At 65.7% G+C, this 13,323-nt stretch carries 12 protein-coding genes; all 12 read left to right on the top strand.

All coding sequences use genetic code 11. The annotated features are described in order from the left end of the window. Position 1: 1 nt before the first annotated feature. The 12 genes from ispC (at position 2) to AB3347_RS18490 (ending at position 13,166) form a co-directional block, all read left to right on the top strand. Positions 2 to 1,186, top strand: coding sequence for a 1-deoxy-D-xylulose-5-phosphate reductoisomerase (gene ispC / locus AB3347_RS18545; protein WP_369093191.1), 1,185 nt, complete (start codon positions 2 to 4; stop codon positions 1,184 to 1,186). A gap of 1 nt (position 1,187) precedes the next feature. Further along, on the top strand, positions 1,188 to 2,528 hold the full coding sequence (gene rseP / locus AB3347_RS18540; RefSeq protein ID WP_369093190.1) for an RIP metalloprotease RseP: 1,341 nt from the start codon (positions 1,188 to 1,190) through the stop codon (positions 2,526 to 2,528). A 191-nt stretch (positions 2,529 to 2,719) separates the two neighbouring features. After that, positions 2,720 to 5,056: an outer membrane protein assembly factor BamA gene (gene bamA, locus AB3347_RS18535; protein WP_369093189.1), complete on the top strand. Its 2,337-nt coding sequence runs from the start codon at positions 2,720 to 2,722 to the stop codon at positions 5,054 to 5,056. A 52-nt stretch (positions 5,057 to 5,108) separates the two neighbouring features. Continuing rightward, positions 5,109 to 5,636: an OmpH family outer membrane protein gene (locus tag AB3347_RS18530; RefSeq protein ID WP_369093188.1), complete on the top strand. Its 528-nt coding sequence runs from the start codon at positions 5,109 to 5,111 to the stop codon at positions 5,634 to 5,636. A gap of 74 nt (positions 5,637 to 5,710) precedes the next feature. Next, on the top strand, positions 5,711 to 6,760 hold the full coding sequence (lpxD, locus tag AB3347_RS18525) for a UDP-3-O-(3-hydroxymyristoyl)glucosamine N-acyltransferase (RefSeq protein ID WP_369093187.1): 1,050 nt from the start codon (positions 5,711 to 5,713) through the stop codon (positions 6,758 to 6,760). Next, positions 6,757 to 7,254, top strand: a complete 498-nt coding sequence (gene fabZ / locus AB3347_RS18520; protein ID WP_369093186.1) for a 3-hydroxyacyl-ACP dehydratase FabZ — start codon at positions 6,757 to 6,759, stop codon at positions 7,252 to 7,254. The genes lpxD and fabZ overlap by 4 nt, the downstream gene beginning before the upstream one ends. 1 nt (position 7,255) lies before the next feature. After that, the gene (gene lpxA / locus AB3347_RS18515) at positions 7,256 to 8,044 is read left to right on the top strand and encodes an acyl-ACP--UDP-N-acetylglucosamine O-acyltransferase (protein WP_369093185.1); all 789 of its coding nucleotides are present in this window, start codon (positions 7,256 to 7,258) and stop codon (positions 8,042 to 8,044) included. 43 nt (positions 8,045 to 8,087) lie between these two features. Further along, entirely contained in the window at positions 8,088 to 9,233 is a 1,146-nt protein-coding gene (gene lpxB / locus AB3347_RS18510) for a lipid-A-disaccharide synthase (protein WP_369093340.1), read from the top strand. Further along, positions 9,230 to 9,874 (top strand): ribonuclease HII, encoded by a 645-nt coding sequence (gene rnhB / locus AB3347_RS18505; RefSeq protein ID WP_369093184.1) that lies wholly within the window; start codon positions 9,230 to 9,232, stop codon positions 9,872 to 9,874. Before lpxB ends, rnhB begins: the two co-directional genes overlap by 4 nt. Before the next feature lie 10 nt (positions 9,875 to 9,884). After that, positions 9,885 to 10,670, top strand: coding sequence for a TrmH family RNA methyltransferase (locus AB3347_RS18500; RefSeq protein WP_369093183.1), 786 nt, complete (start codon positions 9,885 to 9,887; stop codon positions 10,668 to 10,670). A 62-nt stretch (positions 10,671 to 10,732) separates the two neighbouring features. Further along, complete coding sequence (locus AB3347_RS18495) at positions 10,733 to 11,941, top strand: EAL domain-containing protein (RefSeq protein WP_369093182.1); 1,209 nt, start codon at positions 10,733 to 10,735, stop codon at positions 11,939 to 11,941. Between the two features lie 778 nt (positions 11,942 to 12,719). Further along, positions 12,720 to 13,166 (top strand): hypothetical protein, encoded by a 447-nt coding sequence (locus AB3347_RS18490; RefSeq protein ID WP_369093181.1) that lies wholly within the window; start codon positions 12,720 to 12,722, stop codon positions 13,164 to 13,166. The last annotated feature ends 157 nt before the right edge of the window (positions 13,167 to 13,323 follow it).

Below are 13,323 nucleotides of genomic sequence, written 5' to 3'. Positions count from 1 at the left end.
AATGCAGCGCATTACCATCCTGGGCGCCACCGGCTCGATCGGCGCCTCGACCCTCGACGTACTCGCCCGCCATCCGGACCGCTACCGCGTCCACGCGCTGACCGCGCACGGCCGGGTCGAGGAACTGGCCGACGCCTGCCGCCGCTTCACGCCGGCGCGCGCCGTGGTCGGCACCGCGGAGGCAGCGCAGCGCCTGGCGCAACTGCTGGACGGCCTGGACATCCAGGTCGACCATGGCGAGCAGGCCCTGTGCGAGGTGGCTTCCGGTGCGGAGACCGACACCGTGATGGCCGCCATCGTCGGCGCCGCCGGCCTGGCCCCGACCCTGGCTGCCGCGCGCGCCGGCAAGAAGGTTTTGCTGGCCAACAAGGAAGCCCTGGTCATGTCGGGCCAGCTGTTCATGGACGCGGTGCGCGAGCACAAGGCGACCCTGCTGCCGATCGACAGCGAGCACAATGCGATCTTCCAGTCGCTGCCGGGCGCCTACCAGCGCGATCCGCAGGCGGCCGGCGTCGCCAAGATCCTGCTGACCGCTTCCGGCGGCCCCTTCCTGAACCGCGCCGTCGAGACCCTCGGGGCGGTCACGCCCGAGGAAGCCTGCAAGCACCCGAACTGGGTCATGGGCCGCAAGATCTCGGTGGACTCGGCCACCATGATGAACAAGGGCCTGGAAGTGATCGAGGCCCACTGGCTGTTCGGCGCGCCGAGCGAGCTGATCGAGGTGGTGATCCATCCGCAAAGCGTGATCCACTCGATGGTCTCGTACACCGACGGCTCGGTGCTGGCCCAGCTGGGCAACCCGGACATGCGCACCCCGATCGCGCACGCGCTCGCCTACCCGGAGCGGATCGCCTCGGGCGTGCCCCAGCTCGACCTGACCGACATGGCCGCGCTGCAGTTCCACAAACCCGACTTCGCGCGCTTCCCCTGCCTCGCACTGGCTTTTGACGCATTGCGCGCGGGCGGCACCGCGCCGGCCCTGCTGAACGCCGCCAACGAAGTGGCGGTGCAGTCCTTCCTCGAGCGCGCGATCGGCTTCCGCGACATCGACCGCGTCATCGCCCAGGTCATGGACAGCGTGCCGCACGGCCCGGCGACCTCGATCGACGAGGTGCTGGCGCAGGATGCGCGCGCGCGCGCCGCCGCCCAGGCGCTGGTCGACGGCCTGGCGCGCCAGCGGGGTTGACATGAGCCTGCTCTATACCGTGCTGGCCTTCGCGCTGGCCCTGGGGCCGCTGATCGTGCTGCACGAACTCGGCCACTACCTGGTCGCGCGCGCCTGCGGCGTGAAGGTGCTGCGCTTCTCGATCGGCATGGGCCGCGTGGTGTGGTCGCGCCGTTTCGGGCCGGACCAGACCGAATGGGCGATCTCGGCGCTGCCGCTGGGCGGCTACGTCAAGATGCTGGACGCGCGCGACCCCGAGACCGCGCCGAAGGACGACTCCGAACTGCATCGCGAGTTCACGCAGCAGAGCGTGTGGCGCCGCATCGCCATCGTGGCGGCCGGCCCGGTCGCCAACTTCCTGGTGGCGATCGGCCTGATGGCCGCGCTGTTCATGCACGGCGTCGAGGAGCCCTCGGCGCGCCTGCGCGCGGCCCCGCAGGGCTCGGCGGCGCAGCTGGCCGGCGTGCGCGGCGGCGACACCGTGGTCGCCGTCAACGGCAACCCGGTCCAGTCCTGGTCCGAGCTGCGCTGGCAGATCGTGCACGCCACCGTCGACAAGGGCGAGGCGCGCCTGCAGCTGCGCGCCCAGGGCGGCGGCTCGTACGATGCGACCATCCCGGCGCAGGCGATCGCGAAACTCGACGTCGAAGGCGACGTCACCGGCGGCCTGGGCCTGGACCTGTGGCGCGCCCGCGCGCGCATCGAGAAGGTGCTGCCGGGCGGGGCAGGGGAGCGCGCCGGCATGCAGCCCGGCGACCTGATCCTGCGCGCGGACGGCAAGCCGGTCGAAGACGGCATGGCCTTTACCGAGACCATGCGCGCAGCGGCCGGCCGCACGGTGCAGCTCGAGGTCGAGCGCGCCGGCCGCGTGCTGGCGCTGGCCGTGACGCCGGAAAAGGATGCCGCCAGCGGCCGCGGCGTCGCCAAGGTGCTGCTGTCGCAGCCGGTGGAGATGATCACCGTCAGTTCCGGCCCGTTCGAGGCCCTGGCCAAGGGCGCCGAGCGCACCTGGGATACCAGCGTGATGACGATCAAGATGATCGGCAAGATGATCACCGGCGAAGCCTCGTGGAAGAACGTGACCGGTCCGATCACGATTGCCGACTACGCGGGACAGACCGCGCGCATCGGCCTGACCACCTATCTGCAGTTCATCGCATTTATTAGTATTAGCTTAGGCGTAATGAATTTGTTACCAATTCCGGTTCTGGATGGTGGCCATTTACTGTATTATTCGCTGGAAGTTTTGACCGGGCGCCCCCTGCCTGCGCGAGTCGGAGAGTTCGCACAGCGCTTCGGAGTCGGCCTGCTGTTCATGCTGATGGCGCTCGCCGTCTTCAATGACCTGGTGCGGTTGCTATAGCGGTGCCCTCCAGCGGCCCGCGCACCGGCAAAGAATGGCGCTCGAATAAGCGTAGCGAGCGGCGGCAATGGTGGTCGAGAAGCGCAGCTGTACGCTAGTACAGCGAGCATCGCAGACCGCCAGTGCAACGCGCAGTAGCTTATTCGAGATGCCGAGAATATGTATGTTGTCCAATGACTCTGATCCAGCCAATGAATCCACAACCTGATCGTTTTGCCTTGCCGTTCATCCGTCGCAGCATGATTGGCGCAGCCGTGCTGGCAGTCTGCGCCGCCAACGCCTACGCCGCCAATCCGTTCGTGGTCAAGGACATCCGGGTCGAAGGGATCCAGCGTACGGAAGCGGGCACCGTGTTCAGCTACCTGCCGGTGCGCGTGGGCGAGACCTTCGACGACGCCAAGGCCACCACCGCGATCAAGGCGCTGTTCGCCACCGGCTTCTTCAAGGACATCCGCCTGGAAGAAGAAAACGGCGTGCTGGTGGTGCTGGTCGAGGAACGCCCGGCGATCTCCTCGGTGGACTTCACCGGCACCAAGGAATTCGAGAAAGACATGCTGGTCAAGGCGCTGCGCGAAATCGGCGTGGGCGAGACCAAGATCTTCGACAAGGCGGCCGTGGACCGCGCCGAGCAGGAGCTCAAGCGCCAGTACCTGTCGCACGGCCTGTACGGCGTGAAGATCACCACCACCGTCACCCCGATCGAGCGCAATCGCGTGACGATCATGTTCAACGTCGACGAAGGCGACATCGCCAAGATCCGCCAGATCTCCTTCGTCGGCAACAAGGCCTTCAGCGACAAGCAGTTGCGCGAGGTCCTGCAGCTGTCCAAGTCGGGCTGGTTCACCTGGTATTCGAAGGCCGACCAGTATTCGAAGCAGAAGCTGACCGGCGACCTGGAAGCGATCAAGTCGCTGTACCTGAACAACGGCTACCTCGAAGCCAACGTCGAATCGACCCAGGTGTCGATCACCCCGGACAAGCGCGACATCTACCTGACCATCAACATCACCGAAGGCGAGAAGTACACCGTCTCGGCGGTGAAGCTCGAAGGCGAGATGTTCGGCCGCGAGGAAGAACTGCGTCGCCTGATCCTGCTCCAGCCGGGCAAGCCGTATTCGGGCGAGCTGCAGGAAGCCACCAACAAGCTGATCGCCGACCGCCTCGGCACCTTCGGCTACGCCTTCGCCAACGTCACCGCCAACCCGGAGATCAACCGCGAGAAGCGCGAAGCCGCCTTCACCTTCTTCATCGATCCGGGCAAGCGCGCCTACGTGCGCCACATGAACATCTCGGGCAACACCGTGACCCGCGACGAAGTCATCCGCCGCGAGTTCCGCCAGTTCGAAAGCTCGTGGTACGACGCCAACCGCGTCAAGCTCTCGCGCGACCGCGTCGACCGCCTCGGCTACTTCAAGGACGTGAAGGTCGAGACGCCGGAGTCGCCGGGCACCACCGACCAGGTCGACGTGAACATGGTGGTCGAAGAAAAACCGACCGGTAACTTCATGATCGGCGGCGCCTTCTCGCAGTCCGAGAAGTTCACCTTCACCGCCTCGATCTCGCAGGCCAACTTCGCCGGCAGCGGCAACACCGTCGCCCTCGAGCTGAACACCAGCAAGTACAACCGCACGATCGCGTTCTCGCAGACCAATCCGTACTTCACGGACGACGGCATCTCGCGCTCGTTCCAGCTCTACCTGCGCACCATGCGCCCGCCGGCGGTCAACCTCGGCCTGTACACGGTGCGCCAGACCGGCGGCACCATGACCTTCGGCGTCCCGTTCTCCGAATCCGACACCGTGTTCTTCGGCGCCGGCCTGGAACGCACCCAGATCGAGACCGACATCACCTCGCCGCAGCTGTACAAGACCTTCGTGGCGAACAACGGCGGACCGTCGAGCGGCATCGGCAAGGCCCAGACCAATGCGATCCCGCTGACCGCGGCATGGGGCCGCGACACCCGCGACAGCGCGGTGACGCCGACCCGCGGCCGCTACCAGCGCGCCAACCTCGAGATCGACGCACTGGGCGATTCGAAGTACTACCGCATGGTGTACGAGCACCAGTGGTGGCGTCCGCTGACGCGCTGGATGACCCTGGCGCTGCGCGGCGAATTCGACTACGGCAAGGGCATCGGCGGCAGCAACTACCCGGTGTTCAAGAACTTCTACGCCGGCGGCATCGGTTCGGTGCGCGGCTACGAAAGCTCGTCGCTGGGCGTGGTCGATCCGAACTACTACGACGCGGTGGGCGGCTCCAAGCGCATCATCGCCAACGCCGAACTGCAGTTCCCGTTCCCGGGCAGCGGCACCGACCGCAGCCTGCGCTGGTTCACCTTCGTCGACGGCGGCCAGGTCTACCAGGAGCAGGAAAAGATCCGCCTCGACCGGATGCGCTACTCGGCCGGTATCGGCCTGTCGTGGATTTCCCCGGTGGGTCCGCTCAAGTTGAGTTATGCTAAGCCTTTGAACGCCTTGCCGGGCGACAGGCTGGAACGCTTCCAGTTCCAGATGGGTACCGGTTTCTGACCGGCCGGAACGGCCCGGCCGCTGGCGGGCCACCTGGATTTTACGGAGAAAGATGTTGAAAACGCTGATAGCCTCGTTGCCAAGGACCCTGCTGCTGGCTGCGCTGTGCCTGGCGCCGCTGGCCCAGGTCCACGCCCAGGCCCAGATGGGCTCGGGCCGGATCGGTTTCGTCGCCACCGAGCGCCTGATGACCGAATCGAAGATGGCGAAGACGGCCGATGCCCGCATCCAGGCCGAGTTCTCGAAGCGCCAGAAGGTGGTCGAGGAAACCGTCATGAAGCTGAAGCAGTCGTCCGAGAAGTTCGACAACGAGGCCGCCGGCCTGAACGACGTCGAGCGGACCCGCCGCGCGCGCGAGCTGCTGAACATGGAGAAGGACGTGCAGCGCATGCAGCGCGAGTTCCAGGAAGACCTCATGCAGCGCAAGAACGAAGAGCGCGCCGCGATCGCGACCCGCGCCTACAAGATCATCGAGCAGGTGGCCGAGCAGGAAAAGCTCGATGCCGTGCTGGCCGAGGCCGCATGGTCGAGCCCGCGCATCGACATTACCGACAAGATTCTGAAGCTGCTGGACAAGTAAGACGCCGGCCGCATGCGCCACGTGCGCAATACATAAAGACGTAGCACATTTTGACTGACACCCGACACTCCAACATGCGCATTCGACTTCGTGACCTGGTCGAGCGCTTCGGCGGACAGCTGGTGGGCGACCCGGACATCACCGTCTCGGCCATCGCGCCGCTCGACAGCGCGGGCGCCTCGCATATCAGCTTCCTCAGCAACAGCAAGCTGCGCGCGCTGGCGGCCCAGAGCCAGGCCGCGGCGCTGATCCTCTCGCCCCTGGACGACCCGACGGTGGCCGCGACCTACGAAGGCGCGCGCATCGTCACCACCAACCCGTATGCCTACTTCGCGCGCGCCGCGCAGTACTTCGTTTCGCTCGGCGAGACGCCGAAGCCGCCCGGCATCGACCCGAGCGCGGTGGTCTCGCCCGAGGCGCGCATCGACCCCAGCGCCCACATCGGCCCGCACGTGATCGTGGAGGCCGGCGCCGTGGTCGGCGCCCATGCCGTGATCGACGCCGGCTGCTTCATCGGCCGCGAGGCCAGCATCGGCGAGGGCAGCCACCTGTTCGCCAACGTGAGCTTCCATGCGCGCTGCGTGATCGGCGCGCGCGGCACGATCCAGTCCGGCGCGGTGATCGGCGGCGACGGCTTCGGCTTCGCCGTCGAGGGCGGCAAGTACATCAAGATCCCGCAGACCGGGCGCGTGCTGATCGGCGACGACGTCGACATCGGCGCCAGCACCACCATCGACCGCGGCGCGCTGGCCGATACGGTGATCGAGGACGGCGTCAAGCTCGACAACCAGATCCAGATCGGCCACAACTGCCACATCGGCGCGCACACGGCCATGGCCGGCTGCGTCGGCGTGGCCGGCAGCGCCAGGATCGGCAAGCACTGCACCTTCGGCGGCGCCGCCATGGTGCTGGGCCACCTCGAGATCGCCGACAACGTCCACATCTCGTCCGGCAGCATGGTGTCGCGCTCGGTGCTCGAACCGGGCCAGTACACCGGCTTCTACCCGCTGGCCAAGAACGCCGAGTGGGAACGCAGCGCCGCCATCGTGCGCAACCTGGCATCGATGCGCGAGAAGATCCGTACGCTTGAAAAAACCATCAAAACACTGACAGAACAAAAATGAATACCGAAGTCCAAGCCACCAAGGAAGTGAAGACCCTCGACATCAACGGCATCAAGGAATACCTGCCGCACCGCTATCCGCTGCTGCTGGTCGACCGCGTGCTGGACGTCGAGCTGGGCAAGCGCATCACCGCCATCAAGAACGTCACCGTCAACGAAGAATTCTTCAACGGCCACTTCCCGCACAAGCCGGTGATGCCGGGCGTCCTGATGATCGAAGCGATGGCGCAGACCGCGGCGATCCTGTCCTTCATGACCATGAACGTCAAGCCGGACGAGAATTCGGTGGTGTACTTCGTCGGCATCGACAACGCGCGCTTCAAGCGTCCGGTCGAGCCGGGCGACCAGCTCAAGATGGAAGTCGAGATCCTGCGCGTGTCGCGCGGCATCTGGAAGTACAAGGCCGTCGCCAGCGTCGACGGCAAGGTCGCGGTCGAGGGTGAACTGATGTGCACCATTCGCGCGAACGACAACGCAGCACCGGCAGGGCAGTGAAATGAGCAAGATCCATCCTAGCGCGATCGTCGACCCCAGGGCGGAGCTGGACAGCTCGGTCGAGGTCGGGCCGTATTCGATCATCGGGCGCGACGTGCGCATCGGCGCGGGCACGGTGGTGGGCCCGCACGTGGTCATCGAAGGCCATACGACGGTCGGCAAGGACAACAGGTTCTTCCAGTTCTGCTCGATCGGCGCCGCGCCCCAGGACAAGAAGTGGAAGGGCGAGCCGACCCGTCTCGAGATCGGCGACGGCAACACCATCCGCGAATTCGTCACCATGAACCTGGGCACCGCCCAGGACGAAGGCATCACCCGCCTGGGCGACGACAACTGGATCTCGGCCTACGTCCACCTGGCGCACGACTGCCAGGTGGGCAGCCACACGATCTTCTCGAACAACGCCCAGCTGGCCGGGCACGTGCACGTGGGCGACCACGCGATCCTGTCGGGCTACTGCGGCGTGCACCAGTTCTGCAAGATCGGCGCCCATGCCTTCATCGGCATGTACACCAGCCTGACCCAGGACGTGCCGCCCTTCGTGCTGGTCTCCGGCAATCCGGCCGGCCAGCGCGGCATCAACATCGAGGGCCTGAAGCGGCGCGGCTTCTCGCGCGAGCAGATCGACGGCATCCGCGCCGCCTACAAGCTGCTGTACCGCTCCGGCCTGACGCTGGAAGAATCCAAGGCCGCGCTGCAGGAGCTGGAATCCCAGCACGCCGCCGCGGCGGCGGATATCGGCGCGATGCGCGAATTCCTGCTCACCGCCACCCGTGGCATCGTCCGCTGACAGCGCGCATCCGGGCATCGCGCTGCCCGGTGTGTCGCTGGCGATGGTCGCCGGCGAGGTGTCCGGCGACATGCTCGCCGCGCGCCTGATGGCGGGCCTGCGTCCGCAGCTGCCGAACGTACGCTTCCACGGCATCGGCGGCCCGCGCATGATCGAGCAGGGCCTGGTGTCCGACGTCCCGATCGAGACGCTCACCGTGCGCGGCCTGTTCGAGATCATCCCGCGCTACCGCGAGATCAAGGGCATCCAGAACCGCCTGCGCGACCGCCTGCTGGCCGAGCGGCCGGCCGCTTTCATCGGCGCCGACTACCCGGGCTTCAACCTCGGGCTGGAAGAGCAGCTGCGCGCCGAGGGCATCCCCACCGTGCACTTCGTCAGTCCGCAGATCTGGGCCTGGCGCGGCGGCCGCATCAAGAAGATCAAGCGCGCGGTCTCGCACATGCTGGTGATCTTTCCCTTCGAGGAAGCGATCTACCGCGCGGCCGGCGTGCCGGTGACCTATATCGGGCACCCGCTGGCCGAGATGATACCGCTGGCGCCGGATGTTGCGGCGGCGCGGGCTGCGCTGGGCATCGCGCCGGACGCGCGCGTGGTGACCATCATGCCGGGCAGCCGCATGGGCGAGCTGAAGTACCTGGCCGCGCCCTTCGTGGCGGCCGCGCAGCTGCTGGCCCGGCGCGACCCGAAGCTGGTGTTCATCGCGCCGATGGCCGGCGAGCGCCAGCGCGCCTACTACACCGAGATCGTGAACAAGGCCGGCCTGGCCGAGGTGCCGGTGCGCCTGGTGGAGGGCGAGGGCCGGTCGCACGCGGCGATCGCCGCCGCCGACGCGGTGCTGGTGGCCTCCGGCACGGCGACGCTCGAAGTGGCGCTGTTCAAGAAGCCGATGGTGATCGCCTACAAGGTCATGGAAGCGTCCTGGCAGATCATGCGGCACATGGGCTACCAGCCCTGGATCGGCCTGCCGAACATCCTGGCGCGCGAATTCGTCGTTCCGGAGTATCTTCAGCATGCGGCTACGCCGGCGGCCCTGGCCGACGCCGTGCAGCGCCAGCTGGACGACCCGGCCGGCAGGGAGGCGCTGGCGCGGCGCTTCCTGGACATGCATCATGGCCTGCTGCGCAACAGTGCCGAGGCGAGCGCGGACGCGGTGCTGCGCGTCATTGGACGTAGAAAGTCAACGAAGTGAGCAAAAAGAAGGTCAACCTGTATCCCGGCCTGCCGCCACGGCTGCGGCCGTTCACCGACGCCGACATCGTGTGCGGCGTGGACGAAGCCGGCCGCGGCCCGCTGGCCGGGCCGGTGTTCGCCGCCGCCGTGATCCTCGACCCGAAACGGCCGATCGAGGGCCTGCGCGATTCCAAGAAGCTGAGCGAGGCGCGCCGCGACGAGCTGGCGCCCTTGATCAAGGAACACGCGCTGGCCTGGGCCATTGCCGAGTGCTCCTGCGAAGAGATCGACACCCTGAACATCCTGCACGCGACCATGCTGGCGATGCGCCGTGCGGTGGAAGCGCTCTCGATGATCCCGACCATCGCCCTGATCGACGGCAACCGCTGTCCGCCGATGGAAATCCGCGCCCATGCCGTGGTCGAAGGCGACGACAAGGTCAACGCGATCTCGGCCGCGTCGATCCTGGCCAAGACCGCGCGCGACGCCGCGCTGGTGCAGCTGCACGCCCAGTATCCCCAGTACTGCTTCGACCAGCACAAGGGCTACTCGACCGCGCTGCACATCGAGCGCCTGCGCCTGCACGGCCCTTCGCCGGTACACCGCCGCTCGTTCGCCCCGGTGCGCGAGCTGCTGCAGCCCGACCTGTTTGCGGCATGAGGTCGGCCGCGTGAAACACATCTCCTCGCGCGACAACGCGTTCTACAAAGAGCTCAAGCAGCTCGCCACCAGTTCGCAGGCACGGCGCAAGGCCGGGCGCAGCCTGCTCGACGGCGTCCACCTGTGCCAGAGCTGGCTCGAACTGCGCGGCGCGCCCGAGCACTGCGTGGTGTCCGAAGGCGCCCTGGCGAATCCGGAAGTCGCGGCCATCGTCGCGCGCGCCGACGCGCTGCATGCGCCCGTGACCGCGCTGCCGGACGCGCTGTTCGGCGCCGTCAGCCAGGTCGAGCACGGCGTGCACGTGGTGTTCGTGATCGGCTCGCCGGAACCGGCGGCGGCCCCCGCCCTGGTGGAATCCAGCGTGCTGCTGGACGGCGTGCAGGATCCCGGCAACGTCGGTTCGATCCTTCGCAGCGCCGCCGCCAGCGGCATCAAGCAGGTCTACTGCAGCCCGGGCACCGCCTTCTGCTGGTCGCCCAAGGTGCTGCGCGCCGCGATGGGCGCCCACTTCGTGCTCGACATCTTCGAGAACATCGAACTTGCGCCGCTGGTGCGCGCGGCGAAGGTGCCGGTGCTGGCCACCAGCGGCTACGCGGCCGAGCGCCTCTACGATCTCGACCTGCGCCAGCCGGTCGCCTGGGTGCTGGGCCACGAAGGGCAGGGCGTCAGCGACGCGCTCCTGAACCTGGCCACGCACCGGGTCGCCGTCCCGCATGCCGGCAAGGTGGAGTCGCTCAACGTGGCCGCCTGCGCCGCGGTGTGCTTTTTCGAGCAGCTGCGGCAAACCCAGGCATAGACGCGGGCGCGGCCTCGGGTTAATCTGGCGCGAGTGTGTTGAGACGTAAGAATGGAGTAGAGATGGACATCGCGCATTTGCACTTCCTGGTGGCGGAAGCCGACGCGGCCCAGCGCAAGGCGCTGGTGGAACTGCTTGGCCAATTGGGCGCGAGCCGCGTCACCGACGTCCCGGACGGGCACCTGGCGCTGCAGCGGCTGGAGGCCGGCTTCACGCCCAGGGTGGACGTCGCGATCGTCGACCTGGCCCTGCCGGGCATGGATGGCCTGGAACTGCTGCGCCATGTCGGGGCGCTGTCCGCAGCGCCGGGCACCGGCCTGCGCCTGGTGGTCACCGGCGCCCAGCCGGCCGGCCTGCTGTTCTCGGTCGAGACCCTGGCCCAGGCCTACGGCGTCGACCTGCTCGGCACCATCGGCAAGCCGGTCACGGCCGCCAAGCTCAAGTCCCTGCTCGACAACTACACGCCGCTCGCGCAACAGCCCGAGCGCGTGGCCGGCCCGCGCTTCAGCTTCCAGGAAATCGGCATCGGCCTGCAGAAGCGCCAGTTCGAACCCTTCTTCCAGCCCAAGATCGAGCTGGCCACCGGCCAGGTGAAGGGCCTGGAGGCGTTCGCGCGCTGGCGCCATCCCGAGCACGGCGTGCTCGGCCCCGGCGCCTTCATCGATGCGCTCGAGCAGAACAACCGGGTCGACTTCCTCGACTGGAGCATGATCGAACTCTCAAGCGAGCGCTGCCGCTGGTTGCAGGACCAGGGCATCCCGGTCCCGATCTCGATCAACCTGGCCCCCGAGACGCTGGCGCATCCGTCCTTCGTGCGCCAGATCACGGCCTGCGTCCAGCGCCACCGGATCCTGCCGGAATACCTGACCTTCGAGATGCCCGAGTCCTCGGTGCTGAACACCGACCCCGCCTTCATCGAGCGCCTGGTGCGCCTGCGCATGATGGGTTTCGGCCTGGCGATCGACGACTACGGCACCGGCCGTTCCAACCTGCAGCTGTTAGCGCGCATCCCGTTCAGCGAACTGAAGATCGACCGCAGTTTCGTCGACGGCGCCTCCAAGCGCCGGCCGCTGGGCACGGTGCTGCGCTCCTACCTGGGCCTGGCGCGCAGCCTGGACCGCATGTCGGTCGCGGTCGGTGTGGAAACCCGCCAGGACTGGGACTTCCTGCAAAACCTCGGCTGCACCTATGCCCAGGGCTACCACATCGCCAACCCGATGGAAGCGGCCGCCTTCCCGGGCTGGCTGGAAGACTGGCGCCACTTCTTCTGATTGCTTCGGCATCCTCGAGCGTTATCGCGGCGGCTGACGGAATAAATCTGTCGATGAAGACGCCTGACAAAACCCGCTAATTACTCTGCAGGCAACAGCCGAGTACACTGAGCCGTGCCGACCGTCCGCTTTCGGCCCACAAGCAGACGTACGCAGACTTCGCGACCAAATAGTTATGCAAAAAATAAAAGTTTTTTGTTTTATGCTGTGCTTTACTTCGACGGTTTCGATCGCATGTCAACCGTCCGACCCTAAATTCTGGGAAGCGTCAGCGAACCGCGTGAAGTCAAATTTCGATGATGCGCAGTTCGTGGTGACCGCTGATGTCGTTAATGTTAAGAAAGTGTCTGTTGAGTCTCCCGCCGGTTCTGATTTCTGGACAGAAGTAGAACGAGCAAGGTTTCGTGTAGCACATGCTTTCAAGGGAAGCTTAAAGCCGGGGGATACGTTCCAGATCGACTCTGGCTTTTCGTCCTGTGCTCGTGGCGTCTTGGACAGCGAGTGGACTCCCCTACGGCCCCACAATTCGGAATACCCAAAACGTTGGCTCATCTATTTCACTCCATCGCCAGTATTGCCAGGGCCGGGACCACAACCGCCGCCGTTTGAAATCACAGCATCACCCCTTAGTAGACCGGCAAACTTGGCAACGTATGATATTGACATGCTCAAACGTTCTGCGGGTAAATGGAGAGACGGGATTAAGCACTGATTGCTGGACGAACAAGGGCCGAGTTCGGCCAAGAGCGGACATAGCGAAAGCATCTAAGGAGAACTAATGGCCGTTTGGCAGTACGACCTGTTCTTAGTCGGTGAGGGATCCACTCTTCCGCTTTTGAAGGATGATGGTTGGGAGCTTGCTCAACTTCCTGCAGCGTCAACGCTAAAGGCACAAGATGCCTTGACAGGCTCGATGGGCGATCCGTGGTTAATGATGGATGACTGGGTGGTCTTCGGGAACGAAGAGAGCACTCGCATTGACCTCATGTTCAACGAGGCAGACGAGGTGGAAATCCGCATTCGTCTTGGTGCGTCAGCGACAGAGGCCGACCTCGATGCTGTTTGCCACTTTACGCGTGAGTTACGTGGCAAGCTCTTTGATCCGGCAACGGGCGGACTGTTCCAAGCCGATCGCAGTTCATTGGCTTCTGCTTTGGCTTCGTCCCATGCAGTAGCGTTTTGCCAATCTCCGCTATCTTTTCTGCTACGGCGGTCAAGAGCCTAAACGGTTGCATGCCGAAGGTCTGCTATGGGTCCAGGCTGTGTAAAAACGTTGGACCGTGTAAACGAACCCGGCTGGGTAAACGTTGAGGAAGTATCTCATCACTGGGGTGCCAAATGAAGCGCTTTATCGAAGGCGAAGATCGTGGACAAGGCACGCT

Source organism: Massilia sp. X63 (genome assembly GCF_041023745.1).
GTDB lineage: Bacteria > Pseudomonadota > Gammaproteobacteria > Burkholderiales > Burkholderiaceae_D > Telluria.
Note: the sequence above shows the minus strand (reverse complement) of the source record. Positions and strands in the feature narration are given on the sequence as shown.

Bases quoted from the DNA above. Each gene is read 5' to 3' on its own strand.
- ispC (WP_369093191.1), top strand. From the start codon at position 2: ATGCAGCGCATTACCATCCTGGGCGCCACCGGCTCGATCGGCGCCTCG.
- rseP (WP_369093190.1), top strand. From the start codon at position 1,188: ATGAGCCTGCTCTATACCGTGCTGGCCTTCGCGCTGGCCCTGGGGCCG.
- bamA (WP_369093189.1), top strand. From the start codon at position 2,720: ATGAATCCACAACCTGATCGTTTTGCCTTGCCGTTCATCCGTCGCAGC.
- AB3347_RS18530 (WP_369093188.1), top strand. From the start codon at position 5,109: ATGTTGAAAACGCTGATAGCCTCGTTGCCAAGGACCCTGCTGCTGGCT.
- lpxD (WP_369093187.1), top strand. From the start codon at position 5,711: ATGCGCATTCGACTTCGTGACCTGGTCGAGCGCTTCGGCGGACAGCTG.
- fabZ (WP_369093186.1), top strand. From the start codon at position 6,757: ATGAATACCGAAGTCCAAGCCACCAAGGAAGTGAAGACCCTCGACATC.
- lpxA (WP_369093185.1), top strand. From the start codon at position 7,256: ATGAGCAAGATCCATCCTAGCGCGATCGTCGACCCCAGGGCGGAGCTG.
- lpxB (WP_369093340.1), top strand. From the start codon at position 8,088: ATGGTCGCCGGCGAGGTGTCCGGCGACATGCTCGCCGCGCGCCTGATG.
- AB3347_RS18495 (WP_369093182.1), top strand. From the start codon at position 10,733: ATGGACATCGCGCATTTGCACTTCCTGGTGGCGGAAGCCGACGCGGCC.
- AB3347_RS18490 (WP_369093181.1), top strand. From the start codon at position 12,720: ATGGCCGTTTGGCAGTACGACCTGTTCTTAGTCGGTGAGGGATCCACT.